The organism is Actinomadura opuntiae, from assembly GCF_030283205.1.
GTDB lineage: Bacteria > Actinomycetota > Actinomycetes > Streptosporangiales > Streptosporangiaceae > Spirillospora.
This window is the reverse complement of the sequence record NZ_JASNWF010000002.1, coordinates 202,072-226,988: the sequence shown is the minus strand read 5'-3', so window position 1 is coordinate 226,988 and position 24,917 is coordinate 202,072. Positions and strand designations below refer to the sequence as shown.

Annotated in this window: 24 protein-coding genes and 1 riboswitch; of the genes, 17 read left to right on the top strand and 7 right to left on the bottom strand. The window is 72.5% G+C overall.

The features are described from left to right. Window position 1: 1 nt before the first annotated feature. The 11 genes from QP089_RS04530 (at window position 2) to QP089_RS04480 (ending at window position 13,903) form a co-directional block, all read left to right on the top strand. Window positions 2-2,227 carry a right-handed parallel beta-helix repeat-containing protein gene (locus QP089_RS04530; RefSeq protein WP_285909987.1) on the top strand — a complete coding sequence of 742 codons (2,226 nt, stop codon included), beginning with the start codon at window positions 2-4 and terminating at the stop codon, window positions 2,225-2,227. 1 nt (window position 2,228) lies between these two features. Continuing rightward, on the top strand, window positions 2,229-4,241 hold the full coding sequence (locus tag QP089_RS04525) for a right-handed parallel beta-helix repeat-containing protein (protein WP_285909986.1): 2,013 nt from the start codon (window positions 2,229-2,231) through the stop codon (window positions 4,239-4,241). 57 nt (window positions 4,242-4,298) lie between these two features. After that, a complete protein-coding gene (locus QP089_RS04520) occupies window positions 4,299-5,453 on the top strand; it encodes a right-handed parallel beta-helix repeat-containing protein (RefSeq protein ID WP_285909985.1) in 1,155 nt (384 codons plus the stop codon). Between the two features lie 36 nt (window positions 5,454-5,489). Beyond that, window positions 5,490-6,662 carry a NosD domain-containing protein gene (locus QP089_RS04515; protein ID WP_285909984.1) on the top strand — a complete coding sequence of 391 codons (1,173 nt, stop codon included), beginning with the start codon at window positions 5,490-5,492 and terminating at the stop codon, window positions 6,660-6,662. Between the two features lie 48 nt (window positions 6,663-6,710). Next, window positions 6,711-8,042 carry a UDP-glucose dehydrogenase family protein gene (locus QP089_RS04510; protein WP_285909982.1) on the top strand — a complete coding sequence of 444 codons (1,332 nt, stop codon included), beginning with the start codon at window positions 6,711-6,713 and terminating at the stop codon, window positions 8,040-8,042. An 83-nt stretch (window positions 8,043-8,125) separates the two neighbouring features. After that, a riboswitch (guanidine-III (ykkC-III) riboswitch) is annotated at window positions 8,126-8,193 on the top strand. 31 nt (window positions 8,194-8,224) lie between these two features. Further along, window positions 8,225-8,548 carry a DMT family transporter gene (locus QP089_RS04505; RefSeq protein WP_285909981.1) on the top strand — a complete coding sequence of 108 codons (324 nt, stop codon included), beginning with the start codon at window positions 8,225-8,227 and terminating at the stop codon, window positions 8,546-8,548. 110 nt (window positions 8,549-8,658) lie between these two features. After that, on the top strand, window positions 8,659-9,444 hold the full coding sequence (locus tag QP089_RS04500) for a sporulation protein (RefSeq protein ID WP_285909979.1): 786 nt from the start codon (window positions 8,659-8,661) through the stop codon (window positions 9,442-9,444). A 78-nt stretch (window positions 9,445-9,522) separates the two neighbouring features. Next, window positions 9,523-10,998, top strand: coding sequence for a hypothetical protein (locus QP089_RS04495; protein ID WP_285909978.1), 1,476 nt, complete (start codon window positions 9,523-9,525; stop codon window positions 10,996-10,998). Window positions 10,999-11,049: 51 nt separating this feature from the next. Further along, window positions 11,050-11,805, top strand: a complete 756-nt coding sequence (locus QP089_RS04490; protein ID WP_285909977.1) for an SDR family oxidoreductase — start codon at window positions 11,050-11,052, stop codon at window positions 11,803-11,805. A gap of 9 nt (window positions 11,806-11,814) precedes the next feature. Beyond that, window positions 11,815-12,741 (top strand): RNA polymerase sigma factor SigJ, encoded by a 927-nt coding sequence (sigJ, locus tag QP089_RS04485; RefSeq protein WP_285909976.1) that lies wholly within the window; start codon window positions 11,815-11,817, stop codon window positions 12,739-12,741. A 4-nt stretch (window positions 12,742-12,745) separates the two neighbouring features. Then, window positions 12,746-13,903 carry an FAD-dependent oxidoreductase gene (locus tag QP089_RS04480; protein ID WP_285909975.1) on the top strand — a complete coding sequence of 386 codons (1,158 nt, stop codon included), beginning with the start codon at window positions 12,746-12,748 and terminating at the stop codon, window positions 13,901-13,903. Between the two features lie 1,248 nt (window positions 13,904-15,151). On the opposite strand, the gene QP089_RS04475 is transcribed toward QP089_RS04480, so the two are convergent. Then, window positions 15,152-15,823 carry a rhomboid family intramembrane serine protease gene (locus QP089_RS04475; RefSeq protein ID WP_285909974.1) on the bottom strand — a complete coding sequence of 224 codons (672 nt, stop codon included), beginning with the start codon at window positions 15,821-15,823 and terminating at the stop codon, window positions 15,152-15,154. A 107-nt stretch (window positions 15,824-15,930) separates the two neighbouring features. Here QP089_RS04475 and QP089_RS04470 point away from each other — a divergent pair, with 107 nt between their 5' ends. Beyond that, on the top strand, window positions 15,931-16,857 hold the full coding sequence (locus QP089_RS04470) for an NADPH:quinone oxidoreductase family protein (RefSeq protein WP_285909973.1): 927 nt from the start codon (window positions 15,931-15,933) through the stop codon (window positions 16,855-16,857). On the opposite strand, the gene QP089_RS04465 is transcribed toward QP089_RS04470, so the two are convergent. Beyond that, window positions 16,854-17,183 carry a WhiB family transcriptional regulator gene (locus QP089_RS04465; RefSeq protein ID WP_285909972.1) on the bottom strand — a complete coding sequence of 110 codons (330 nt, stop codon included), beginning with the start codon at window positions 17,181-17,183 and terminating at the stop codon, window positions 16,854-16,856. The two genes, QP089_RS04470 and QP089_RS04465, sit on opposite strands and share 4 nt — an antisense overlap. 157 nt (window positions 17,184-17,340) lie before the next feature. Between QP089_RS04465 and QP089_RS04460 the strand changes: the two genes are divergently transcribed. The 3 genes from QP089_RS04460 to QP089_RS04450 all read left to right on the top strand — a co-directional run bounded on the left by QP089_RS04460 (window position 17,341) and on the right by QP089_RS04450 (window position 20,037). Beyond that, window positions 17,341-17,793 (top strand): GNAT family N-acetyltransferase, encoded by a 453-nt coding sequence (locus QP089_RS04460; protein ID WP_285910351.1) that lies wholly within the window; start codon window positions 17,341-17,343, stop codon window positions 17,791-17,793. A gap of 175 nt (window positions 17,794-17,968) precedes the next feature. Continuing rightward, window positions 17,969-19,057, top strand: coding sequence for an NsdA family TPR-like regulatory protein (locus QP089_RS04455; protein WP_285909971.1), 1,089 nt, complete (start codon window positions 17,969-17,971; stop codon window positions 19,055-19,057). Further along, window positions 19,054-20,037, top strand: a complete 984-nt coding sequence (locus tag QP089_RS04450) for an NsdA family TPR-like regulatory protein (protein ID WP_285909970.1) — start codon at window positions 19,054-19,056, stop codon at window positions 20,035-20,037. The genes QP089_RS04455 and QP089_RS04450 overlap by 4 nt, the downstream gene beginning before the upstream one ends. Here the strand turns inward: QP089_RS04450 and QP089_RS04445 are convergent. Next, on the bottom strand, window positions 20,034-20,744 hold the full coding sequence (locus QP089_RS04445) for a hypothetical protein (protein WP_285909969.1): 711 nt from the start codon (window positions 20,742-20,744) through the stop codon (window positions 20,034-20,036). The two genes, QP089_RS04450 and QP089_RS04445, sit on opposite strands and share 4 nt — an antisense overlap. Window positions 20,745-21,062: 318 nt before the next feature. Between QP089_RS04445 and QP089_RS04440 the strand changes: the two genes are divergently transcribed. Continuing rightward, the gene (locus QP089_RS04440) at window positions 21,063-21,692 is read left to right on the top strand and encodes an HNH endonuclease family protein (RefSeq protein WP_285909968.1); all 630 of its coding nucleotides are present in this window, start codon (window positions 21,063-21,065) and stop codon (window positions 21,690-21,692) included. Window positions 21,693-21,748: 56 nt separating this feature from the next. After that, a complete protein-coding gene (locus tag QP089_RS04435; protein WP_285909967.1) occupies window positions 21,749-22,195 on the top strand; it encodes a GNAT family N-acetyltransferase in 447 nt (148 codons plus the stop codon). On the opposite strand, the gene QP089_RS04430 is transcribed toward QP089_RS04435, so the two are convergent. The 4 genes from QP089_RS04430 to QP089_RS04415 are packed head-to-tail and all read right to left on the bottom strand — an operon-like array spanning window position 22,192 to window position 24,846. Next, entirely contained in the window at window positions 22,192-22,734 is a 543-nt protein-coding gene (locus QP089_RS04430) for a GNAT family N-acetyltransferase (protein WP_285909966.1), read from the bottom strand. The genes QP089_RS04435 and QP089_RS04430 overlap by 4 nt on opposite strands. Window positions 22,735-22,773: 39 nt before the next feature. Continuing rightward, the gene (locus QP089_RS04425; RefSeq protein WP_285909965.1) at window positions 22,774-23,175 is read right to left on the bottom strand and encodes an ester cyclase; all 402 of its coding nucleotides are present in this window, start codon (window positions 23,173-23,175) and stop codon (window positions 22,774-22,776) included. A 32-nt stretch (window positions 23,176-23,207) separates the two neighbouring features. Continuing rightward, window positions 23,208-23,867, bottom strand: a complete 660-nt coding sequence (locus tag QP089_RS04420) for a TetR/AcrR family transcriptional regulator (protein ID WP_285909964.1) — start codon at window positions 23,865-23,867, stop codon at window positions 23,208-23,210. 46 nt (window positions 23,868-23,913) lie between these two features. Then, complete coding sequence (locus tag QP089_RS04415; RefSeq protein WP_285909962.1) at window positions 23,914-24,846, bottom strand: zinc-binding dehydrogenase; 933 nt, start codon at window positions 24,844-24,846, stop codon at window positions 23,914-23,916. Between the last annotated feature and the right edge of the window lie 71 nt (window positions 24,847-24,917).

The following is a 24,917-nucleotide window of genomic DNA, read 5'->3' as shown; positions in this document are numbered from 1 at the left end:
GGTGAGGCGACGCACCCTCCGCCCGCCGAGCGCGGCCGGGCGGCGTACCGCGCTGGCCGCGGCGGCCGCGGCCCTGGGGCTCGTCCCGCTCGGGCTGCTGCCCGGGACGCCCGCGCCGCGCGCGCACGCCGACCCCGCCGCCGACGCCGACCGGCAGGCCGCGCTGGTCGACCAGGAGGACCAGCGGATCATGCAGACGCGGTCCGTGCTCGCGGCGATCCTGCAGATCGGCGGGGCCGCGACCGCGCAGTGGAAGCGTCCGCAGGTCTTCGGCTCCGCGCAGGGCAAGACGCTCGTCCTGCCGGCGACGGGCAACGGCCGCCCCTACACCGTCGCCGACCTCGCCAAGTACGGCGGTCAGTACTTCCGGCGCCAGGGGGACGGCTCGTACCTGCTCGGCATCCACGTGTTCGTGGCCGACGGGGCGAAGCTGCTGCTGGCCAGCGGGACGGGCCCGCTGGTGCTGCGGATGGGCAGCCTGCCCGGGGCGTTCAGCTCCATCGTCAGCTTCGGCGGCACCATCCAGATCAAGGGCACCCAGCGCAACCCGGTGCAGATCACCAGCTGGAACCCGCGCCTGAACGCCCCGGACCGGCAGGTCGCCGACGGCCGCGCCTACATCCGGGCGGTCGGCGGCGAGTTCAAGATGGACTACACCAAGGTCGGCGACCTCGGGTTCTGGAGCGGCCGGACCGGCGGCATCGCGCTGACCGGCACCGACCGCCCGTCCAGCGCCACCAAGCACCTGAACAAGGAGCAGCGGCACGCCGCCAAGAAGAAGCGGCAGGAGCAGCAGCAGAACGGCGGCAACACCGGCGGCGGTCCCGGCGACATCGAGACCGAGAAGCCGGGCGGCACCGCGACGCACGTCCCGGCGGCCGACCTGGTCACCGGCTCGATCAGCAACTCCACGATCACCGGGGACGCGTTCGGGCTGTTCGTGTCGGGCTCCAACCAGACGCAGATCAGCGGCAACGCGATCCTGAACAGCCTGGTGAACGGGCTGGTCATGCACCGGTTCGCCAAGAACGCCACGATCGCCAACACGACGGTGCGGGGCAGCCGGGGCGACGGGTTCGTGCTGTCGCGGGCCACCGAGAAGATCCGCGTCACCAACTGCACCGCGGAGAAGAACGGCCACGACGGCTTCACCCTGAACGGCAGGGCGCTCGCCGACGGCCCCTCGGCGTCCGGCGAGTCGCTGGAGAGCTTCGGCGACAGCTCCATCAACAACAGCCTCGCCAAGAACAACGGCCACTACGGCATCGAGCTGCTCGGCGGCGACAAGCTGTCGGTGCAGAACAGCAAGGTCATCGGCGGCGACATGGGCATCGTCGTGCGGGACGCCGCGACCAACGTGCAGATCTCCGGCAACCAGCTGACCGGGCAGGTCCGTCAGGGGATCTCGCTGCGCGACGGGGTGAAGGACGCGAACCTGGCGGGCAACACCGTCGACGGCGCCCGCACCGGCATCTACATGCGCGGCTCCTCGGCGACCCTGCTCGGCAACACCATCAAGGGCTCGACCGCGCACGGCATCTCGCTGGTCGGCGCGGCGGGCGGCTCGGAGATCCGCGACAACACCCTCAGCGGCTCGGGCACCAGCGCGGTCAGCACGTCCCGCTCACACGGGAAGGTGACCAAGGAGGACAACAACGACGACGGCTGGCACGACACCGCGTCGCTGTGGATGAAGATCCAGCGGTACCTGACGCCGCTGAACGTCATCTGGACGTGCGTGTTCGCGGTCGTCATCTTCTCGATGATCCGGGCCCGCAACGACCGGCAGCGCATCGGCCGGCTCGGGTTGCACCCGTACACGCTCCAGCAGCCGCTGGAGAAGCGGCAGGTGTGGAGCCTGCCGCGCCGCTCGGCGCAGCCGCAGCCGCGGCCGATGCCGGCGCGCCCCGGGCCGATGCCCGGCCCGATGCCGGGCGCGCCCGCGATGGCGGGCGCCGGCGCGGGCCTCGGCGGGACCCCGCTCGGCGCGCCGGTGCCGGGGCAGCCGGTCGCCGGCCGGCACGTGGCGCCGCCGCCCGGCGGGCCGTCGGCGTCGCCGACGGTGCCCGGGAACGTGCGCCGCCCCTCGGTGCCGCAGCACGGGCCGCAGCCGGTCGCGCCGCACTCGTCGCAGACGACCGGCCCGCGCCCGGTGCCGCCGCCGGCGACGCCGCCGCATCCGACGCCGCGCGGCGGCGTCCAGCAGCCGCAACGGAAGGGGGTCTGACATGAGCGGGCCGCATCCGAACCAGACTCCGAATCCGGGTCCCGCCCCGGCTCCGGCCGAGCCGTCCGGGCCGTCCGGGCCGCGGCACGGCGCCGCACCGGCGAAGCGCAAGGGCGGTGCCGGCAAGGTCGTCACGACGCTGCTCGTGCTCGGCCTCGCGGGCGGCGGCACCTACGCCTGGCGCGTCCACGCCCAGAACGACGGCGGGCTGCCGGCCGTCAACGACGTGTCGACGAGCGCGGCGCGGCAGCAGTCGACGCTGGTCGACCAGGAGGACCTGCGGGTCATGCAGATCCGCGCCAAGCAGGAGTCCGACCTGGCGGGCGGCGGCGCGGCCGCGGCCGCGGCCCGCATCCCGCGGGTGCTGGCCTCCGCCAACGGCCGCACGCTGATGCTCCCGCAGCGCCGCGAGCCCTACTACGTCTCCGAGCTGCAGAAGCTGGCCGGGCAGGACTTCCAGAAGCAGAGCGACGGCTCCTACCTGCTCAGCGTCAACATCATGGTCGCGGCGGGCGGCAAGCTGATCCTGCAGAGCTCGACGGGGCCGCTGACGATCCGGATGCGCAGCGTGCCCGGCTCGTTCGCCTCGATTGTCAGCGCGGGCGGCACCGTCCGGTTCAACGGGTCGGCGCAGAACCCGGTGCGGTTCACCAGCTGGAACGACGACACCAACAAGCCCGACACGCAGGTCGCCGACGGCCGCGCCTACATCCGCGCGATCGGCGGCACCTTCGAGATGAAGTACACGCAGGTGTCCGACCTCGGGTTCTGGAGCGGCCGGACCGGCGGCGTCGCGCTGACCGGCTCGGACCGCCCCGACTCCGCCGCCGAGCTGTCGCAGGGCGGCCCGCCGCACGCGGTGGTGCTGCCCGACGGCAAGCGCGAGGCGACGCAGGGCGACCGGCAGCGGGTGCAGGTCACCCCGGCGGGCGGCGCGGGCAAGGGCGGCACGTTCGAGGTGCCGACGGCGAGCCTGGTCAGCGGGACGATCGACCACTCCAGCGTGGACGGCGACGCCTACGGGGTGTTCGTCACCGCGTCGAACCAGGTGCAGATCACCAACACCGACATCCGCGACAGCCTGGTGGACGGGGTGCTGCTGCACCGGTTCGCCAAGAACGCCACGATCGAGAACACCACGGTCACCGCCAGCCGCGGGGACGGCTTCGTGCTGTCGCGCGGGACCGAGGGCGTCCGGGTCACCAACTGCGCGTCCAACCGCAACGGCGGCAACGGGTTCACGCTGAACGGCGAGCCGCTCGCCGAGGGCCCGTCGGCGTCCGGCGAGGCGATCACCAGCTTCGGCAACAACCTGGTGAGCAGCAGCACCGCCAGGAACAACCGGCGGTACGGGGTCGAACTGCTCGGCGGCACCGGCGTCGCCGTGCAGAACAGCCAGATCACCGGCGGCGACATGGGGATCGTGGCGCGCGAGAAGGGCACCCGGATCCAGATCGCCGGGAACCAGATCAAGGGCTTCGCCCGGCAGGGCATCGTCGTGCGCGACGGCATGGCGGCCGCGACGGTGTCCGGCAACGTGGTCAGCGGCGGCGAGACGGCGCTGTACCTCCGGGACGCCAACGGCACCTTCAACGGCAACACGGTGCAGTCGGCGCACCGGCACGGGATGACGTTGCGCGGCAACGTCACCGGCACCGTCATCACCGGCAACACGCTGAGCGGCGCCGGGACGAGCGTCATGGACCTCGACCGGGCGACCGGCAAGTACCAGAACGCGAACAACAACATCAAGGGATGGCACAAGACCGCGGGCTTCACGACCTGGCTCAAGCGGATCTTCAAGCCGCTGAACGTCATCTGGGGCGGCGTGTTCCTGCTGGTGGCCATCTCGATGTTCCGGTCCCGGGGCACCCGGCTGCGCATCGGCAGCCTCGGCGCCCACCCGTACTCGGCGCAGGACAAGCTCGAGGAACGGCCCGTGCGGCTGCTCCGCCGCGCCGATACCGTCCCCTCCGAGGACGGTCGGCGGGTCGGTGCGCGCGCCGGGCGGTAGCCCGGTGCCCCCGGCGGCACGACGCACCAGAGCGGTCTTCCAAGGAGTAGTTCGGCAATGACGATCAAGATCGATGTCAAGTTCATCATCGGCCTGCTGGTCGGCGCGCTGGTCGCGGCGGGGGTGGTGCTGATCTTCACCACGGGCGGCGGGGACGGCGACTCGAAGAAGACCTCCTCCGACGGCAAGATCAGCCCCGTCCCGCAGGGCGGCGGCGACCAGGGCGGCGACCAGGGCGACTCCGGCGACGGGGACGGCGGGTCCGGCGGCGGCGCGCAGGCCGGCGCGCCGCTGACGCTGCCCGTCCCGGACGGCGCCGGGAAGGTGGACTGCCCGAAGCCGACCAAGACCGTCGGCGACGCGAACTCCCTCCAGCAGGCGCTGAAGGGCGCGCAGGCCGGCGACGTCATCAAGATGAACCCCGGCAAGTACGGCGGCAAGTTCGTCGCGACGGCGTCCGGCACGCAGCAGCAGCCGATCTTCCTGTGCGGGGAGCAGGGGTCGATCATCGACGGCGGCGGCGTGAAGAAGGGCTACGGCTTCCACCTGGACAAGGCGAACTACTGGCGGCTGGTCGGCTTCACGATCCAGAACAGCCAGAAGGGCGTCGTCGGCGACACCACCAACGGGTCGATCATCCAGGGCCTGACCGTGCACGACATCGGCGACGAGGCCATCCACGTGCGGGCCTTCTCCACCGGCAACACGATCCAGTACAACAAGATCTTCAACACCGGGCTGCGGCGCGAGAAGTTCGGCGAGGGCGTGTACCTCGGCACCGCGCAGTCCAACTTCAAGTCGGTCTCCGGCGGCAAGATCGACAACAGCGACAACAACGTGGTGCGCGGCAACGTGATCCGGGCGACCGCCGAGGCGATCGACATCAAGGAGGGCACGAAGGGCGGCAAGATCCTCAACAACGTGTTCGACGGGTCGAAGACCGGCGGCGACAAGCACAACGACTCGTGGGTGGACGTCAAGGGGAACGGCTACCTGATCGAGGGCAACAAGGGCACCGGCACCCCCGCGGACGGCTTCCAGGTCCACCAGATCATCAAGGGCTGGGGCACCGGCAACACCTTCCGCAACAACACGATCAACCTCGGCGGCGGCAAGGGCGTCGGGATCAACGACACCGTCGGCGGCAACACGATCGCCTGCAACAACAAGGTCGACGGCGGCCAGCTCACCAAGAAGGGCAAGTGCTCCTGACGCGCGGGGGCGCGTGAACGGGGACGGGGGTGACCGGTGAAGATCGATGTGAAGTTCGCGGGAGTGCTGGTCGTGGGGGCCGTCGCGACGAGCGCGGTGGTCGTGCTGGCCACCCAGGGCGGCGGCAAGTCGGAGAACACCGCCGGCGACGACCCGTTCCCCGGCACCGGGCGGCCCGCGCCCGCCGGCGCGGGGACCGGCGCCGGCACGGGCGCGGGGGCCGGGGCGGGCGCCGGAGCGGGGTCCGGATCCGGCACCGGGACGGGCGCGGGGATCGGGCAGCCGGCGCCGGCGATGCCGCTGCCGTCCTCGTACCGGCGGGTCGCGTGCCCGCAGGCGACGGCGACCGTGCACGGTGCCGTCCAGTTGCAGGAGAAGCTGAACACGGCGGCGCCGGGCGACGTCATCCGGCTCGCGCCCGGCCGGTACGCGGGCCAGTACTCCAGCCAGAAGTCCGGCACCCAGGCCAAGCCGATCTTCGTGTGCGGGACGCCGCAGTCGGTGCTGGACGGCGGCGACGTCTCCAAGGGCTACGGCTTCCACCTGGAGAACGCCGCCCACTGGCGGCTGATCGGCTTCACCGTCACGCGCAGCCAGAAGGGCGTCATGCTCGACGGCACCAGCGGGACGGTCGTGCAGGGGCTGAACGTCCACGACGTGGGCGACGAGGCGATCCACCTGCGCGACTTCAGCACCGGCAACGCGGTGCAGTACAACACCATCACCCGCACGGGCCGCCACAACCCGCGCTTCGGCGAGGGCGTGTACCTGGGCTCGTCGCACAACAACTGGGGCCAGCTCACCCAGGGCAAGCCGGACACCAGCGACGCCAACCTCGTCGCCGGGAACCGGATCACCGCCACCGCCGAGGCGGTGGACATCAAGGAGGGCACCTCCGGCGGGCGGCTCGTCGGGAACGTCTTCGACGGCTCGCAGCTGTCCGGGGGCGGCGTGAACGACTCGTGGGTCGACGCCAAGGGCAACGGCTACGTCATCGAGGGCAACCGCGGGACCGGGACCGTCAAGGACGGGTTCCAGACCCACGAGGAGTACAAGGGCTGGGGAACCGGCAACGTCTTCCGCCGCAACGTCATCGACCTCGGCGGGGCCAAGGGCGTCGGGATCTTCCTCGGCTCGGACGGCAACACGGTCGCCTGCGACAACAGGGTCAGCGGCGGCGAACTCACCAACAAGGGCAAGTGCTCCTAGAGCCACGGGAGTCGTCTCTTCCGTCAGCAGTGAACAAGGAGAAGTGGAATGAACCCGACGGAGTCCCCGCGGCTCACCGTCATCGGCACCGGTTACCTCGGCGCCACGCACGCGATCTGCATGGCCGTGCTGGGCTTCGAGGTCCTCGGCGTGGACGTCGACCAGCGGAAGGTCGACAAACTCGCCTCCGGTGAGGTGCCGTTCTTCGAGCCGGGCCTGCCGGAGCTGCTGAGCAAGGCGCTGGAGTCCGGCCGGCTGCGCTTCACCACGTCCTTCCAGGAGGCCGGCGAGTTCGGCGACGTGCACTTCCTGTGCGTGGGCACGCCGCAGCAGCCGGGCTCGGACGCCGCCGACCTCACCTACGTCGACGCGGCGGTACGGGCGCTCGCGCCGACGCTGACCCGGCGCGCCCTCGTCGTCGGCAAGTCGACGGTGCCGGTCGGCACCGCCAGGCGCCTCACCGACCTCATCCACGAGCTCGCGCCCGCCGGCGAGGAGGTCGAGCTGGCCTGGAACCCCGAGTTCCTGCGCGAGGGCTTCGCCGTCGACGACACGATGCGCCCGGACCGGCTGGTGTTCGGCGTCGAATCGGAGTGGGCCGAGGAGCGGCTGCGCGCCGCGTTCAAGCCGATCCTCGAGCAGCAGGGCACCCCGGTGGTGCGCACCGACCTCGCCACCGCCGAGCTGGTGAAGGTCGCCGCGAACTCCTTCCTCGCCACGAAGATCTCCTACATCAACGCGATGGCGGAGGTCTGCGAGGCGGTCGGCGCCGACATCAAGCACCTCGCCGACTCGCTCGCGCTGGACGACCGGATCGGCGGCAAGTTCCTCAAGCCGGGCCTCGGCTTCGGCGGCGGCTGCCTGCCGAAGGACATCCGGGCGTTCGCGCACCGCGCCGAGGAGCTCGGCGTCGGGCAGGCGGTGTCGTTCCTGCGCGAGGTCGACGACATCAACCGGCGGCGGCGCGCCCGCACCGTCGACCTCGTCCGGGAGATGCTCGGCGGCATCTCCGGCAAGCGGATCGCGGCGTGGGGCGCGGCGTTCAAGCCGAACTCCGACGACATCCGCGACGCGCCCGCGCTCGACGTGGCGCGCACCATGCACGGGCTCGGCGGTCACGTGCGGGTGTTCGACCCGGCCGCGCTGGACAACGCGCGGCGCGCCTTCCCCGAGCTGCGCTACGGCGACAGCGCGATCGACGTGGCGCGGGACGCCGAGGTCGTGGTGCTGCTGACCGAGTGGTCGGAGTTCAAGGAGATCGACCCGGACGCGCTCGCGCAGGTCGTCAAGGACAAGCGGATCGTGGACGGCCGGCACGCGCTGGACGCCGACAAGTGGCGCGCCGCCGGCTGGGAGTACCGCGCCCTGGGCCGCTCCTGAGGCCGGCCTTGGGGCCCCGATGTTCCCGCCGGTGAGATGGGCCACCGGCGGGAACACCCCGCCCCGGACCGCCGTTGTCGCGGATGAGGGCCCCGCATGCGGGTCCTCCCGGACGAGGTGCGCCGTACCCGGTGGGCGAAGACGACGCGTGACCGTGCCGTCTCACGCATCCGGGAGTCACCATGGCGTGGATCCTCGTCATCCTCGCGGGCCTGTTCGAGGTCGCGATGGCGCTGTGCCTGAAGGCCAGCAAGAACTTCTCCGAATGGCTGCCGTCCGCCGGGTTCCTCGCGTTCGCGGTGACCAGTTTCGGCCTGCTCAGCGCCGCGCTGCGGTCGCTGGACGTCGGCACCGCGTACGCCGTCTGGGTCGGGATCGGCGCCGTCGGCACCGCGACGCTCGGGATGGTGCTGATGGGCGACCAGGTGTCCGCGGTGAAGATCGGCGCGCTGCTCTGCATCGTCGTCGGCGTCATCGGCCTGAATCTGGCCGGTGGGGGCCACTGACGGCCTGCCCATTCGCCGGACTACCTGCCCTAATGGAACGTAGGCTCCCGTAGTTGCGTCTATCGGACGACGGGAGCACCGGGGGTGCTCGGGATACAGGAGGTCTGACCTTGGTCTTCAAGAAGCTGCGGCAGGCGATGGGCATCGGCGGCCCGTCGATCGAGACGACCCTGCACGACCCGAACACCACTCCGGGCGGCGTCGTCACCGGGGAGGTCGTCATCATCGGCGGCCAGTACAACTCCGACATCAAGGCCGTGAACCTGGCGCTGCGCACCCGGGTCGAGGTCGAGACGAGCGACAGCGAGTACGACACCAACATGGAGTACTCCAAGATGCCGGTCGCGGGCGGCTTCAAGCTGGAGGAGGGGATGCGGCACAGCGTCCCGTTCCAGTTCCCGATCCCGTGGGAGGCGCCGCTCACCCACATGTACGGGCACCAGCTGCACGGCACGACCGTCGGCATCGCCACCGAGCTGGAGGTCGCCGGCGCGCTCGACCCGGGCGACCTCGACCCGATCGCGGTGCACCCGCTGCCGGCGCAGGAGCGCATCCTGGCCGCGTTCTCCAACCTCGGCTTCCACTTCCGCAACGCCGACTGCGAGAAGGGCCGCATCTGGGGCGTCCACCAGGAGCTGCCGTTCTACCAGGAGATCGAGTTCCACCCGCCGCACCAGTACGGGCACGGCATCAAGCAGCTCGAAGTGACGTTCGTGTCGTACCCGCAGTCGATGGAGGTCGTGCTGGAGCTGGACAAGCGCGGCGGCGTCTTCACCGAGGGCCACGACGCGTTCAGCCGGTTCACCGTCGACTACGCGACCGTCGGCCGCACCGACTGGGAGCGCGAGCTGGACGGCTTCCTGCGGGAGGCCGGCCGCCGCCGGGGCTTCTTCTAGAGCCTGACCTGGGGGAACGACGCGGACCCCCGCCGCGGTGTTGATCGCGGAGGGGGTCTCCCCATAGAAAGGGTTCCCGTGTCCCGACCCCGCGGCCCCAGCGAACCCCCCGGCCTCAGCGCCGCCGAACGCCGGCTGTGGGCCGCGTTCCCGACCGGCGAGCGCGTCGTCCTCGGCGACGACCGCCCCGCCGGGCCGCTGCCCGACCGGATCGTCCGCGCCGAGATCATCAGCCGGCTGCTGCTCGGCGCGGCCGAGACCCGCACCGGCCACGTCGCCGCCGTCCGGCTGCGCGGCGCGTACGTAACCGGGCGGCTGGACGTGTCGGGCGGCACCGTCGAGCACGAGCTGCGGCTGGAGCGGTGCCGGCTGGTCGAGGAGCCGCGGTTCTCCAACGCCCGCACCCGCCAGCTGCGGTTCGGCGACTGCCGGATGCCGGGCTTCGACGGCGGCGGGCTCCAGGCCGACGGCTACCTCAGCCTGTCCGGCTCGCAGATCGAGGGCGAGGTGCGGCTGCCGCGCGCGCAGCTGCTCGGCGGGTTCCGGATGAACGGGACGCGGATCACCGCGTCCGCGCCGGACAAGTGGGCGCTGTTCAGCGGCGGGCTCGTCGTCGAGGTCGGGGCGTTCATCCGGGAGGCGGACATCACCGGCGGGGTCCGGTTCGTCGGCGCGAAGATGAGCGGCGGGCTGTTCATGGAGGGCACCGTGCTGTCCAACCCGGGGCGGATCGCGCTGGACGGGCAGAACATGGTGGTCGACAACACCTGCGAGTTCAGCCACGGCTTCCACGCGATCGGGACGGTCCGGCTGCGCAGCGCCCGCTTCAACGGCATCCTGTCGTTCTCCAAGGGCCTGCTCGACTCCGGCGACCCGGCGCGGATGGCGCTGCACGCCAGCCACATGGTCTGCGACGAGCTGCTGCTGTGGCCCGCGGAGAAGATCAAGGGCCGGGTGTCGCTGTCGTACTCGAAGATCGACCTGATCATGGACCATCCGGCGATCTGGCCGGACGAGCTGTTCCTCAACGGCACCACCTACCAGACGCTGCGCGGCGGCGAGTTCAAGGACCGGCTGAGCTGGGTGTCGCGCGACCCCGAGTTCCACCTCCAGCCCTACGAGCAGCTCGCCGCCTGGTACCACGGCATCGGCCACGACGACCTGGCCCGCAAGGTGCAGCTCGCGAAGCTGCGCGCCCGCCGCCGCAAGGTGAACCCGGTCAGCCGCGCGTGGAACCACGTCCTGGACTGGACGGTCGGCTACGGCTACCGGCCGTGGCTGGCGTTCGCGTGGTTCGCGGTCCTGCTCGCCATCGGCACCGCGGTGTTCTCCGTCGACCCCCCGAAGGGCATCAAGCAGCCGGCCGAGCAGCCGCACTTCCACGCGCTCGTCTACGCCCTCGACCTGCTGATCCCCATCGACACGTTCGGGCAGCAGCAGGCGTTCGACCCGCAGAACTGGTCCCGGTGGGTCGCCTACGCGCTGATCGCGACCGGCTGGGTGCTCGCCACCGCGCTCATCGCCGGCGTGACCCGCGTCCTGCGGCCGAACTGATCCGCCGCCCCGCGCCCATCCGGGTGGGGAGATCGAGGAGAATGGGGCCCCATGGGCACGTATCTGATCACGGGGGCGACCGGCGGCATCGGCACCGCGGTCGCGGAGCTGCTGCGCGAGCGCGGCCACGACCTGATCCTCACCGGCCGCTCCTCCGACCGGCTGGACGCGCTGGCCGGCAAGCTGCGCACCGGTGCCGCGCACGCCGCCACCCAGTCCATCGCGATCGCGCCCGGCCCGCCGCCGGCGGCCGCGCGGGGCGCGTCCATCACCACGGTCCGGCTGGACCTCACCGAGCCGCGCCGGATCGAGGCGGTGCTCGCCGGCGCCGAGCTGCCCGACCGGCTGGACGGCGTCGTCCACGCGGCCGGGGTCGTCCACCTGTCGCCGGTCGCCGAGCTGGAGGCGGACGAGTGGATGGACCACCTGTCGGTGAACCTGGTGTCGGCCGCCGAGGTGACCCGGCTGCTGCTGCCCGCGCTGCGCGCCGCCGAGGGCCACGTCGTGTTCGTCAACTCGACCGCCGGGCTGCGCGCCAACCCGGAATGGTCGGCGTACGCGGCCAGCAAGTTCGGGCTGCGCGCCCTCGCCGACTCGCTGCGCGCGGAGGAGCCGTCGCTGCGCGTCACCACCGTCTACCCGGGACGGACGGCCACGGAGATGCAGCGCAAGGTGCGCGCCCAGGAGGGCCATCCCTACGCCGAGGACGACTTCGCCGCGCCCGGCACGGTGGCCCGCGTCCTGGTCGCCGCGCTGGAGACGCCGCGCGACGCGGTCGTGTCCGACGTGACCGTCCGCCCGAACTAGCCTTCGCCGATGACCGCCGGTGAGGACGCCTTCCTGGCCCATCGCGACCTGCTGATGGGGGTCGCCTACCGGGTGCTGGGCAGCGTCGCCGACGCCGAGGACGTCGTCCAGGAGGCGTGGCTGCGCTGGTCGAAGGCCGACGCCGCTCAGGTGGACAATCCGGAGGCGTTCCTCGTCACGGTCACGACCCGGCTCGCCCTCGACCGCCTCCGGCGCCTGCGGACCCGTCGCGAGACGTATGTGGGCGAGTGGCTGCCCGAGCCGTCGCTGACCGCCGACGACGCCGGCGACGCCGCCGACCGGGTCGTCCGGCTGGAGTCGCTGTCGATGGCGCTGCTGGTGGTGATGGAGAGCCTGTCGCCGCTGGAGCGGGCGGTGTTCGTCCTGCGGGAGGTCTTCGCGTTCTCCTACGCCGAGATCGGCGCGGCCCTGGAGAAGAGCGAACCGGCCGTGCGGCAGCTCGCGGCGCGGGCGCGCGGCCATGTGCGCGAGCGCCGCCCGCGCTTCGAGGTCGACCCGGTGGTGTGGCGCGAGGTGACCGACCGGTTCTTCGCCGCCTGCCTGACCGGCGGTCTGGAGGGGCTGATGGACCTGCTGGCCCCGGACGTCCGGCTGATCGCCGACAGCGGCGGCAACGCGGTGGCGCCGCGGCGGGTCGTCACGGGCCGCGAGCAGGTGGCGCGGTTCGTGCTGTCGATCATGCGGCTGCGGCGGTCGTTCACCGACTCGGCCGGCGTCGCGCCGACCGCGCACATCGACTACCGGATGGTCACGGCGAACGGCGGGCCCGCCCTGCAGGTGACGGCCGACGGCCGCCCGTTCGTCCACTTCCAGGTGCAGGCCGCGGACGGGCTGGTCAACGCGTGCTACCTGGTGGTGAATCCGGAGAAGCTCGCGGGCTTCATGTCACAGGACGGACCGGTGCTGCGTCCTTGACGGCATGACGACCACCACCTCGACGATCACCGTCATCGGCGGCGGCCTCGCCGGGCTCACCGCGGCCATCGCCTGCGCCGAAGCCGGCGCGTCCGTCCAGCTGTACGAGGCGCACCGCACCCTCGGCGGGCGTGGCCGGGCCACGCCCCCGCCGTACGTGGCCCACGACGGGGCGCACGTGTTCTATGCCGACGGCCCGCACTACCGGTGGCTGGCCACGCGCGGCTTCGTCAAGGGCCTGGGCTGGCCCTCCCCCGCCGCCCTCGCCGGTGCGCGGTTCCGCGCCGGCGGGCGCCTGCGCCTGATGCCGCCGGTGGCGATGCTGCGCGCCCAGGCCCGCTTCCGGCTCAAGGCCCCCGTGGACGAGGACTTCCACACCTGGGCGTCGCGCCGCTGGGGCGCCGCGACCGCGCGGCACATGGCCAACGCCATCAGCGTCGTCACCTACGACGCCGACACCGGGCGCCTGTCGGCCGCGTTCGTCTGGGACCTGTTCCAGCGGGTGCTCGGCCCGCACGTGCCCGCGATCCGCTGGGTGCGGGGCGGCTGGCAGACGGTCCTGGACCGGATGGCCGCGCACGCCGCCGACCTCGGCGTCAAGATCGAGACCGGCTCCCGCGTCGACGCCCTGCCGGACGGCGGCGGCCCGGTCATCGTCGCCACCGACCTGGCCTCGGCGGGCCGGCTGCTCGGCGAGGACGGCCTCGCGTGGACCAGCGGGCACTGCGTCCTGCTCGACGTCGCCGTCCGGTCCCGGCGCGGCGACCGGACGCTCGTCTTCGACCTCGACGAGGGCGGTTTCCACGAGAGCTACAGCATGCAGGACGACTCGACCGCGCCCCGGGGCGAATCGCTGTACCAGCTCCAGATGCCGGTCCGGGAGGGCGAGTCCCATGAGGAGGCGCACCGGCGCCTCCGCTCGTTCGCGGACTCGCTCCTGCCCGGCTGGCAGGAGCGCGCCACCTTCCACCGGACGGCCACCGCGAAGGGCCGCACGGGCGCGCTCGACCTGCCGGGCCGCACCTGGCAGGACCGTCCCGCGATCGACCGCGGCGACGGCGTCTACCTCGCCGGGGACATGGTCGCCGCGCCGGGGATGCGCGGGGAGATCTCGATCAACAGCGCCGTGACCGCCGCGCGGCTCGCCACCGGACGCGTATAGCTCGTCCTAATTGTTCGTTATCGATGCGCATGAGCCGCTTGTCCGCCTCCGAGGCGGGCAGGCGAGCGACGTGACGCAGAGGTATTCGGACGCCGAGGACGCCGAGGACGCCGAGGACATCGAGGGCGCCGAGGACATCGAGGGCGCCGACCGCCCGGAAGCGCCGCCGCCGCGGCCCCGCCCGCGCGACCGGCGCTGGGCGCGGGCGGCGGCGCTCGTGGCGATCGCGGGACTGCTCGGGTCGGGGCTGTGGCTGCTGCGGTGGTCGGGCGCCGCCTCGACCGCCACGCCCGACACGTTCTGGTACGCGCGCGACGCCCTGAAGTACGCGGGCCGCTCGGAGGCGGACGCCGACCGCACCGCCGCGAAGATCACCTGCGGTGCGATGGCGCGGGGCCATCCGCGCCCGCCGCTGACCCACGCCGAGTGCCTGAGCTACCGGACGAGGCTGCCGCGCGAGGCGCCCGACCGGTTCCAGCGCATCTTCACCTCGCGTCCGGGCTACCCGCTGCTCGCGGCGCCGTTCGTCCGGGTGATGGGCGCGACCGGGCTGGCCGCCGCGACGGCCGCGCTGGGCGTCGCGTGCGGCGTCGCGGTCCTGGTGCTCGCGCTGGCCATCGGGTTCGGCCCCCTCCGGGCGCTGCTGGCGGAGGCCCTGTTCTACCTGCTGCCGACGGGACTGTGGGGCAGCAGGATGCTGGCCGAGGCGCCGATGATGCTGTGCCTGCTGGCCGCGCTGACCGGGACGGTGCTACTGCTGCGCGGGCGCGCGGTGGCGGCGGCGTCGGGGCTGCTGGCGTGCTCCCTCGCGTTGCTGTGCGTCATCAAGCCGGCCAACGGGGTCGCATTGGGCGCCGCCCTCGCCGCCGGAGCGGTGGTGCTGCTGCCGTTCGCCCGGTCGCGGCGGCCGTTCGTCGCCGTCTCGGGCATCGCGGCGGCCGTCGTGGCGGGCAACCTGTGGATCAGCTCCGCGCTCCGCCTGCCCGGCGTCGGCGAGACCCTCCAGGACACCTTCACCCGGCATTTCCGGCAACCGGACGTGCCCGATCCCTGGCACCGGCTCGCCGACGCCGCGCGGATCCTGTGGACCGGCGACATCGGCCCGCGGCTGCTCGACCACCCGCTGATCCCGGCGGCGTTCCTGCTCGCGGCGGCCGGGCTCTTCTTGCGCGTCGGCCGGGACGCGTCCTGGCCGTTGGTCGCCGCCGGGCTGACCGGGGGGCTGGTGGCCTCCATGCACCCGCTGGTCTACGAGTTCGACCGCCTGTCGGTCGTGGTGTGGATCCCCGTCGCCCTCGGCCTGGCCGCGCTGGCCGCATCCCGTCCCGCCGAGCGGCCGCGGCGCAGGAACCACGCGCCGAGCACGCCGCCCACCAGCCCGAACAGGTGCCCCTGCCAGGAGATCGCCGGGTCGCTCGGGACCACGCCGACCAGCATCGTCCCGTAGACGGCGACGACCAACACCGCGATGACGATGTCCAGCGCCCGCCGCTCGAAGATCCCGCGCCCGAGCAGGTACCCGAAGAACCCGAAGATCAGGATGCTGGACCCGAGCGTGTTCGCCGAGCTGAACAGCCACACGCCGAGCCCGCCGACCACGATGATGATCAGGCTCGCGACCAGGAACCTGGCGATCCCCCGCGCCGCCGCGATGAACCCCAGCACCACGAACGGGATCGTGTTGGCCATCAGGTGCGGGAACCCGGCGTGCATGAACGGCGCGGTGAAGATGTCGGGCAGGTCGTCGACGTCGTGCGGCTGGATGCCGAACTGGTCCAGCGCGCCGTTGTCGAGGACGTCGACGCCCTCCAGCACCCACATCAGCACCGTGACCGAGCCGATCAGGACCGCCGCCGACAGCGCGCGCGTGCCGGCCTTGGCGAGCCCGTCGGAGCGTCGCCTGTCGGGGGTGTAGCTCATGTCGCCACCGTATGACCGATCGAACCTGCCGTCACCGGGCTCAACGCGCATATCGCCACAAAGGTGCCCAATGGTGAACGTGATTCGGTTTCCGGCATAGTGGACGGATGCGCGCTGCGATCTGCGCGGAGCTCGGCTCCGTCGCCGTCAAGGACACCACCCCGCCCGAGCCCGGCCCCGGCCAGGTGCTCGTCACCGTCGAGGCGGCGGGCGTCAACTACGTGGACGCCCTGTTCGTCCAGGGCCGGTACCAGATCAAGCCGCCGCTGCCGTTCGTCCCGGGCAGCGAGGTCGCCGGCACCCTCCCGGACGGGACGCGCGTGCTGGCGATGTGCGGCCTCGGCGGGTTCGCGTCGCAGGTGGCCGTCCCGGCCTGCGCCGCCGTCCCCATCCCGGACAAGCTGGACTTCCCGCGAGCCGCGACCTTCACCCAGAGCTACTGCACCGCCCTCTTCGCGCTGCGCGACCGCGCCGCTCTCGCCGCCGGCGAGACGGTGCTCGTCCTCGGCGCCGGCGGCGGCGTGGGCCTCGCGGCCGTCCAGGTGGCGACCGCGCTCGGCGCCCGCGTGCTGGCCGTCGCCTCGTCCGAGGACAAGCGGGCCGCCGCCCTCGCCGCCGGGGCCGAATCCGCCGTCGACGCCACCGACGTCAAGAGCGCGGCCCGCGCCTGGTCGGACGGCGGCGTCGACCTCGTCTACGACCCGGTCGGCGGCGCCCTCGCCGACCCGGCGCTGCGCGCCCTGCGCGAACGCGGCCGCTACGCCGTGATCGGCTTCGCGTCCGGGGACATCCCGTCCCTCCCGCTCAACCAGGTCCTGCTGCGCAACCGCACCGTCGTGGGCGTCGACTGGGGAGCCTGGTCCATGACGCATCCGGCCGAGCAGCGCGCCCTCCTCGACGAGCTGCTCGCCATGGTCGCCGACGGCCGGCTCGACCCGGCGGCCCCGCGCACGGAGCCCCTCGCGTCCGCGCCCGAGGTCCTGGACGACCTGCTCAACCGGCGCGTCGTGGGCAAGGTCGCCCTGCTGCCCTAGGCGGCGGAGGCGTGCTCGGACTCCGAGGCGTCACCGCGGACCACGATGACCGGCAGCCGCCGCCGCGCGGGCGCCTCGGCCGTCCGGCGCAGGTACCGCCGCTCCTCGGGGGTCGTCCCGCCCCAGATGCCGTCCGGCTCGCCCACCCGCAGCGCCCAGGCGAGGCACTCCGCCTTCACCGGGCAGTTCGCGCAGATCGCCTTCGCCGCGTCCATCTGGGCCTGGAGCACCGGCGCGGCGTACCCGATCGGGAAGAACAGGTCGGGGTCGGCGCCGCGGCAGATGGCGTGGTCGCTCCAGTGTTCCTCGTTCTCGTCGTGGTGCATGGCTTTCTCCCTGCGGGGCATGGTGAGGAGGCCACCGGCGGTTCGCTCTGGGGTGGTCTCCACCCAACGTAGTACTACGAACCGTAGTACTACAAGTCGTTGTGAACATTGCAACGTAGCGCCCGGATAACCTGGTGACGTGCAGCGTGATCGAGAAGTGACCTTCCGCGAGGCGATCGCGGATGATCTGCCCCAGATCGTCCGGCTCCTGGCCGACGATCCCCTGGGCGCCACCCGCGAAACACTCGCCGACGAGATCCCCGAGGCCTACGTCACCGCCTTCGCCGCCATCGACGAGGACCCCAACAACCACCTCATCGTGGCGGACGTCGCGGGCACGGTCGCCGGCACGCTGCAGCTCACCTACATCCCCGGCCTCACCTACACCGGCGGCGAGCGCGCCCAGATCGAGGGCGTCCGCATCGCCGCCGACGAGCGCGGCCGCGGCCTCGGCCAGACCATGATCAACTGGGCCATCGACCAGGCCCGCGCCCGCGGCTGCCGCGTCGTCCAGCTCACCACCGACCGCCAGCGCCCCGACGCGATCCGCTTCTACCAGAAGATCGGCTTCCGCCCCTCCCACATGGGCATGAAGTACCACCTGCAGTAACCACCCCAAGCCACCCGCCTGCCGGCTCACAAGGGCGAGGACCTGATCGTCGCCTCGCCCGGTCGCGCATGTTCGTCAAACCGCACCCCGAAGACAGGACCTGACCAGCCCGTCCCGTGTTTCCCTGGACGGGTCGAAGGCGTCCGCCCACGATCTGGCCCGGGGGTGCGTTGCGGTGTCCGAGAAGAAGTGCATCGGCGTGCAGTTGCGGGCGGCGCGGAAGGCGCACGGGCTGACCGTCGCCGACCTGGCCGAACGGTTCCGTGAAGTCGCCTCCGACCGCGTCCGCCTCTTGAGGAGGGGACGGCGCGGCCCGGGGACCTCCGAGGAGGGCGAGCGGCTGGCCTTGGCGGTGCGGAATCCGGCCCGGCTCGACGGCATCGTGATCGACGGGTTGGCGGTCACGCTCGCCAACCAGCGGCGCGTGGAGGACGTGATCGGCTCGCAGGCCGTGCTCGGCACCGCGCAGGCCCACCTGGCGCTGGTGATGCGCCTGCTACGCGAGGCTCCGGACGCCCACGCCGCCCGGCTGCTCGCGCTCGCGTCCGAGGCGTCCCAGTTCAACGGATGGCTGAACACCGCCGTGGACGCGCACGCTGCCGCCGCACCGCTCTACGACCAGGCACTGCGCTTCGGGCTCCAGGCCGGCGACAAGGACCTGGCGGCGACAGCGCTCTCGATGCGCGGCCATCTGGCCTGGGCGAGCGGCGAGTACCGCGACATGGCAAGCCTCTCCGAGACCGCCGCCGGGATGGCGACGGCGGCGGGCACGCGCGCCGTCGCGACCCAGCAGCGCGGCCGGGCACTGGCCCTGCTCGGCGACCGGCAGGGCGCCCTCCGCGCCGTCGGCCGAGCCGAGGACGTCCTCGCCGGGCAAAGGGGCACCGACCCGGACGGCCTCTACTTCTACGGCTCCGCGATGCTCACCATGCAGCGCGGCCTGATCCTCGGGTACCTGGAAGAGCACGCCACCGCCGCCGATCTCCTCACCGACGGCATCCAGGCGATGCCCGAAGGCACCCGCGAATCCGAGTGGGTCGCCTGGTACCGCGTGAAGGCGGCGGCGGCACGGGCGCTGGCGGGCGATCCGGAACACACGGTCGCCGAACTGCGGGCGGCCATCGAGATCCTCGCGACGACGGGCGGCACGAAGACCCTCCGCGACATCGCCCACGTCCACCGCATCTTGAAGACGCGCTACCCGAAGCACCCGGCCGTAGCCGAACTGACCGTCCTCCTCCCTGACACACGGCCAGGGTCATGACGGTCGAGAAGAGGGGTGTCGGCGCGCTGGGTGAGGATGACGAGGTGGACGCGCTGGAGTTGGTGCGGCGGGTGGCGGCGAGTGATGTGGGCGAAGGGACGCTCGTCGCGTTGGAACTGACGGTGGACGAGCTGGCCTCCGCCTACCCGCGGTCGGCGCCGGGCGAGTTGCTCGCGCGGACGCGGCGGCACCTCGGGTACGTGGCGCAGCTCATGGACGCGCGCATGATGCTGGCCGAGCGGCGGCGCCTCGTGGTGGTCGGGGCGTGGCTGTCGCTGCTGGCCGCGACGTGCGACATCGATCTCGGGCGGCGGGCGGCGGCCGTCGCGCGGTTGCGGACGGCCGCGCAGCTCGCCGAGCATGCCAGGCACTCCGAGATCGTCGCGTGGACGCTGGAGACGAGCGCGTGGCAGGCCCTCACCGATGCGGACTACCGGGAGGCCGTCCGGCTGTCGCGGGGCGCGCAGGAGATCGCGCCGCAGGACGGGTCGGCGTTCATCCAGGCGACGGCACAGGAGGGGCGGGCGTGGGCGCGGCTCGGCGCCGGGCGGGAGACGCGGGACGCGCTCGGCCGCGTGGAGCGGCTCGTCTCGCCGCTGGCCATGCCCGAGCGGCCCGAGCACCACTTCCGCTACGACCCGGCGAAGAGCGACGCCTACACCGCGACCACGCTGTCCTGGCTCGGGGATCCGGCGGCCGAGCCGTACGCGCGCGGTGTGCTCGCCCGGCTGGAGACGCCGGTCAGCGGGCCGGCGCGCCCGCGGCGCGCGGCTTCCGCGCGGCTCGATCTGGCGTTGGCGTTGATCGCCGCGGATCAGCCCGAGGAGGCGGCGCACCGGGCGCTGGAGGCCGTGACGAGCGGGCGGCTGGTGCCGTCCAACTACTGGCGGGCGGCGGAGGTTGTGGGGGCGGTCGGCGGGTTGGGCGTGCCGGAGGCGGATGAGCTGGGGGAGGCGTATCGCGTGGTGTGCGGCGATTAGCGGAGGGCGGTGACTATGGCGCGGGCTATGCGCTCCACGTCGCGCTCGGCGGAGACCTCGTCCAGTCCGGTCCCTGTGTCCAACGTCCAAGGGCGCGTGTAGTCGAAACCCTCCCAGTCGATCACCATGTTCACGTTCTTGAAGCGGCAATACAGATACCGGCCGCTCATCGAGTAGTGCGCGGGGTCGGGGGCGGGAATCGCCCGTGCCGCGTTCTCGCGTGATATCTGGAAGCTCATGCATTCGTCCGCGAGGTGCGCAATTTCCTTGATGCGGCCGGTGTCCACCACCTGCCGTCCCTCACGGACGTGGTCATCTGCGAGTTCGTCTCTGACGTAGGCGGCCTTGGCCTTCGCCTTGGAGATGCTCGCCTTCCTGGTCACGTGGACGGTGAGCAGGCGGTTGTGCAGGGAATCGAAGTTCTCCCAGACGAAGTGCAGCTCACGCGTCCGGTCGTTGAACGGGTCGATCCAGTATTTGCCCTTGGCGACGTCGGCCGGGATCGATCCGGAGACCGCGCGGCCGATGTCCGGCATTCGGGTGACGAGGCCCGCAGCGTCCTTCTCCACCAGGGCAGGGGGAGACGCTTTGGAGTGCGGGGAGGCCGGGGACGCGGTGCACGCCTGTATGCCGACCAGGGAAACGAGCCCGAGCAGGGCGGTGCCGAGCGTGCGGTTTCGCTTGGCCCGGACTGTATCGGCATGCACGCGCGGATTCTAGGTGGGGCTTTGCGTTTCCTTCAAGGAGCCTGACCTCAATTGGCAGCGCCGGTGGGGGGTGGGAATGGCGCGTTAATGCGTGGGGCGGGGCAGGTGAATTTTTGTGGCGGGGTGGCGGGTGGGGATGAGGTTGCTGCTGGTGGGGGGTTTGGTCGACAGGTTTCGACCAAGGTGGGGGTGGGTTCTGGGCAATCAGTGACGTTTCACTGAGTTGCCCTGAATGTCACGGTATCGGGGCTGTCGTCCCCGTGTCCTGTTCGGGGAGTCCGGTCCCCGCCGGTGGGCGGCCGCAGAAGGGCATCCTCGATGCGACGTCTGCTCCTGTTCCTGCTGCCGGTGGCATTGCTGGGCGCACTGCTCGTCGCCGTGCAGGCTCCGGCGTCCGCCACTCCGCCGAACATCCCGTCCGCCGACACGGCCCGTACCCGGCTCACAGAGCTGACCGTGGCGGCCGAATCGCATGCCAGTTCCTACGACCGGTCGCTGTTCCCGCACTGGATCACCATTTCCGGTGCCTGCAACACCCGTGAGACGGTCCTCAAGCGCGACGGCACGAACGTGAGCACGGACTCCTCCTGCTACCCGACGTCCGGGTCCTGGTACTCGCCGTACGACGGCGCCACCTGGACGTCCCCCGCCGATCTGGACATCGACCACATGGTCCCGCTCGCCGAGGCGTGGGCGTCGGGCGCCTGGGCCTGGACGACCGCGCACCGCCAGGACTACGCCAACGACCTCGGCGGCCCCGAGCTGTGGGCGGTCACCGACAACGTCAACCAGGCGAAGGGCGACAAGGACCCCGCCGAGTGGCAGCCGTCCCGCACCGCCTTCCGCTGCACGTACGCGCGCGCCTGGGTGCAGGTGAAGTGGTACTACGCCCTCACCGTGGACAGCGCGGAGAAGAGCGCGCTCACCACGATGCTCAACGGCTGCTGACCGGTGCCCGTGGCATCCGTCCGGCGGGCGGATGCCACGGGGTTAGGGTCGGCGGCATGGTTCTTGTGCGTCCGGCGACGCGTGACGATCTGCCCGTGGTTCTGGCGTTGCTGGCGGACGAGGAGAAGGTGGTCGATCCGGCGTCGGTCGTGGTGACGGACGCGTACGAGCGGGCGTTCGCGGCGATCGACGAGGATCCGCGCAACGAGATGCTGGTGATGATCGACGGCGGCACCGTGGTGGGGTGCCTCCAGGCGACCTATATTCCGGGGCTCGGCAAGGGCGGCGTCGAGCGGGCGCTGATCGAGGCGGTGCGGATCCGCGCGGACCGGCGCGGCGGCGGGCTCGGCCGGACGCTGATGGACTGCGCGATCGCAAGGGCGCGCGCACGCGGCTGCGGGCTCGTCCAGCTGATGAGCAACAAGCGGCGCGAGGACGCGCACCGCTTCTATGTATCGCTGGGTTTCGCCCGCAGCCACGAGGGGTTCAAGCTCGCGCTCTAGGCGGTCGGGATCCAGTAGCGGCGCTTGCCGGCGCGGACGTCCTCGAGGACGCCGCCGCAGGCCTCGATGACCTTCCGGGAGCCGAGGTTGTCGACGTCGCAGGTGACGAGGGCCGGGTCGATGCCGAGGCCGTGGGCGTACTGGAGGGTCTCGCGGAGCATGCGGGACGCGTGGCCGCGGCGGCGGGCTGATTTGCGGACGTCGTAGCCGATGTGGCCGCCGACGTCGCGCAGCCATTCGGTGAGCCGGTGGCGGAGCTGGATCCGGCCGAGGAACTCCGGCCCGTCGACCAGCCAGAACGTGGTGGACGGCACGAAGCCGTCGGGGCGCGGCGTCTCCGGCAGCGGCTCGGCGTTGAGGCGGGCGACGTAGGCGGCGAAGGCGTCCGGGACGGTCAGCCCCTCGATGCCGAGTTCGCGCAGGTCGCGGCCGATCTGGCTGCGGTCGTCGGGGTCGCCGCGCCCCTCGTCGCGGAACTCCGCCATCGCCGCGAGGAAGGAGGCGTGGACGCGGGTCGTGGGAGGGACGAGCTCAGGCATGGACAAAGTTCTACAACCCGGGCCCAAGACGGCGCACCCTCAGAGGGCGCCCAGCGACGACATCATGCCGAGCCCGTCGGAGACCGGCCAGTATTCGGCGAAGCGCCCGCCCTCCATGCGGAACAGGTCGTGGCCGGCGAAGGAGATCCGGGTGCCGGGCTCGGCGGTGGCGCCGGGGATCCCGCCCCGGTAGGAGCCGTGGAAGGTCCAGCGGGCGGCCACCAGGTCGCCGTCGACGAGCGGCCCGACGTCCAGCGTGGTGGCGATGTCGGAGAAGTACGCGTGGGACCGGCGGATCTGCTCGGCGGCGCCGTCCGGGCCGTGAACCTCCAGGCCGGGCCAGTGGCCGGCGAAGCCGGGGGTGAGGATCTCGCCGAGGACGCCGTAGTCCCCGGACCACGCGTCGAAGAGCCAGCGCCGGTACAGGGTGAGCGCATCCATGGGTCCATGGTGCGTACGCGTACGCAAAATTGTCAAACGTCCCCGGGCGGCGCGGCGACCAGCGCGCCGACCAGGGACGCCAGGTCGGCGGCGAAGCGGTCGCGGCGGTCGGGCGCGGTCCAGTAGCCGGCCAGCGCGGCGAGGTTGGGGTGGACGGCCGGGTCGACCGCCGCCGGGACGGCGACCTGGTAGGGCGCCCGGCCGCGCGGCGCGTCGGCGCGCTGCAGCAGGTCGCTGAGCAGGAAGCCCCAGACGATCCGGTTGGCGGCGGCGGCCTGCGCGAGGGTCAGCCCGCACGCCCGCCACGCGGCGTAGATCTCCTCCAGCAGCCACACGATCGCGGGCGCCATCAGGTCGCCGCCGGCCAGCACCCCGGCGATCCACGGCCGCTTCGCCAGCTCGTCGTGCTCCCAGGTCAGCAGGGTCAGCAGCCGCTCGCGCGGGTCGGCCGGGAGCTCGGGACGGGGCAGGCCGGCGACGATGCGGTCGAGCACGAGCACCAGCAGCTCGTCCTTGTCGCGGACGTGCCGGTAGATGCTCATCGGCGCGCTGCCCAGCTCGTCGGCGACCTTCCGCATCGACAGCGCGGCGCTGCCCTCGCGGCCGACGATCCGCGCCGCCGCGTCCACGATGCGGTCGCGGGTCAGCCGCGCCGGGCGCCCGCGCCGCCCCGCCCCTTCTTCCCTGCTCACGTCGTGCAGTGTGCCAGGACGCCCGGCCCGCGAAGGGCGGCCGTCATCAGGCGACGTCGAGGACCGCCTTGCCGTGCAGGCGGCGTCCGAGCAGCGCGGCGACGGCCTCGTCCGCCTGCTCCCAGCCGCCGCGCCAGGAGGTGCCGGGGTCGAGATGCCCGGCGGCGACCTGCCCGGCCAGCCAGGTCAGGTCGGAGGCGAGGTCGACGCGGCCGCCGAGCAGGTAGAAGGTGACGAGCGACCGGTCGTGCCGGCCTTCGTTGCCGAAGAGTGCGCCGAACGGGAAGGCCTCCGGCTCGTCGGTGGCGTGGCCGACCGCGACCAGGGTGCCGTGCGGCGCCAGCGTGCCGAACGCGGCGACGAGCTGGGAGCCTCCGACGTTGTCCACGACGCCGTCGACCAGGCCGTCCGTCTGCTCGGGGTGGGCGACCACCTCGTGGGCGCCGAGCGCGCGCAGCGTGTCGCCGTGCGCGGCCGGGTCGCCGGTGGACGCGACGACGCGGGCCCCGCCGCGCCGGGCGAGCTGCACGGCGTACCGGCCGACGCCGCCGGTCGCGCCCGTCACCAGGACGCGCTTGCCCAGCAGCGGGCCGAACTTGCGCAGTGCGCGCAGCGCGCTGGCGCCCGCCACCGGGACCGTGCTGATCGCGCCGAGGTCGGCCCCCGCCGGGACGGTGCCGAGCATGGCGGTGTCGACGGCGCGCAGCTCCGCCCAGGCGCCGTCGAAGCCGACCGTGACCACGGGGGCGTCGGCGGCCGGGCCGGACCCGTCGGCGGCGGCGCGCTCGACCACGCCGGCGGCGTCCCAGCCGAGCACGGCGCCGTCGGGCGCGCCGGCGATGCCGTGCCTGACCTCGCCGAAGTTCAGCGAGGTGGCGCTCACCCGGACGAGCGCCTGGTGCGGCCCGGGGACGGGGTCGGCGGCCTCGCCGAGGCGCAGGCCGGAGGGGGCCGAGTGGTCGATGAGCAGAGCGCGCATGGGTGCCGCCTTTCGCAGGAGAGGTGATCACCATCTTATGCCACTCAGTGGCACAAGCCTGCAAGTGGCGT

What these genes read in the sequence shown, in the direction of transcription:
- sigJ (WP_285909976.1), top strand. Translation starts at nt 11,815, where the DNA reads ATGACCGCCGGTGAGGACGCCTTCCTGGCCCATCGCGACCTGCTGATG.
- QP089_RS04435 (WP_285909967.1), top strand. Translation starts at nt 21,749, where the DNA reads ATGGTTCTTGTGCGTCCGGCGACGCGTGACGATCTGCCCGTGGTTCTG.
- QP089_RS04430 (WP_285909966.1), bottom strand. Translation starts at nt 22,734, where the DNA reads ATGCCTGAGCTCGTCCCTCCCACGACCCGCGTCCACGCCTCCTTCCTC.
- QP089_RS04520 (WP_285909985.1), top strand. Translation starts at nt 4,299, where the DNA reads ATGACGATCAAGATCGATGTCAAGTTCATCATCGGCCTGCTGGTCGGC.
- QP089_RS04505 (WP_285909981.1), top strand. Translation starts at nt 8,225, where the DNA reads ATGGCGTGGATCCTCGTCATCCTCGCGGGCCTGTTCGAGGTCGCGATG.
- QP089_RS04465 (WP_285909972.1), bottom strand. Translation starts at nt 17,183, where the DNA reads ATGCACCACGACGAGAACGAGGAACACTGGAGCGACCACGCCATCTGC.
- QP089_RS04475 (WP_285909974.1), bottom strand. Translation starts at nt 15,823, where the DNA reads ATGAGCTACACCCCCGACAGGCGACGCTCCGACGGGCTCGCCAAGGCC.
- QP089_RS04480 (WP_285909975.1), top strand. Translation starts at nt 12,746, where the DNA reads ATGACGACCACCACCTCGACGATCACCGTCATCGGCGGCGGCCTCGCC.
- QP089_RS04450 (WP_285909970.1), top strand. Translation starts at nt 19,054, where the DNA reads ATGACGGTCGAGAAGAGGGGTGTCGGCGCGCTGGGTGAGGATGACGAG.
- QP089_RS04415 (WP_285909962.1), bottom strand. Translation starts at nt 24,846, where the DNA reads ATGCGCGCTCTGCTCATCGACCACTCGGCCCCCTCCGGCCTGCGCCTC.
- QP089_RS04440 (WP_285909968.1), top strand. Translation starts at nt 21,063, where the DNA reads ATGCGACGTCTGCTCCTGTTCCTGCTGCCGGTGGCATTGCTGGGCGCA.
- QP089_RS04470 (WP_285909973.1), top strand. Translation starts at nt 15,931, where the DNA reads ATGCGCGCTGCGATCTGCGCGGAGCTCGGCTCCGTCGCCGTCAAGGAC.
- QP089_RS04425 (WP_285909965.1), bottom strand. Translation starts at nt 23,175, where the DNA reads ATGGATGCGCTCACCCTGTACCGGCGCTGGCTCTTCGACGCGTGGTCC.
- QP089_RS04510 (WP_285909982.1), top strand. Translation starts at nt 6,711, where the DNA reads ATGAACCCGACGGAGTCCCCGCGGCTCACCGTCATCGGCACCGGTTAC.
- QP089_RS04490 (WP_285909977.1), top strand. Translation starts at nt 11,050, where the DNA reads ATGGGCACGTATCTGATCACGGGGGCGACCGGCGGCATCGGCACCGCG.
- QP089_RS04525 (WP_285909986.1), top strand. Translation starts at nt 2,229, where the DNA reads ATGAGCGGGCCGCATCCGAACCAGACTCCGAATCCGGGTCCCGCCCCG.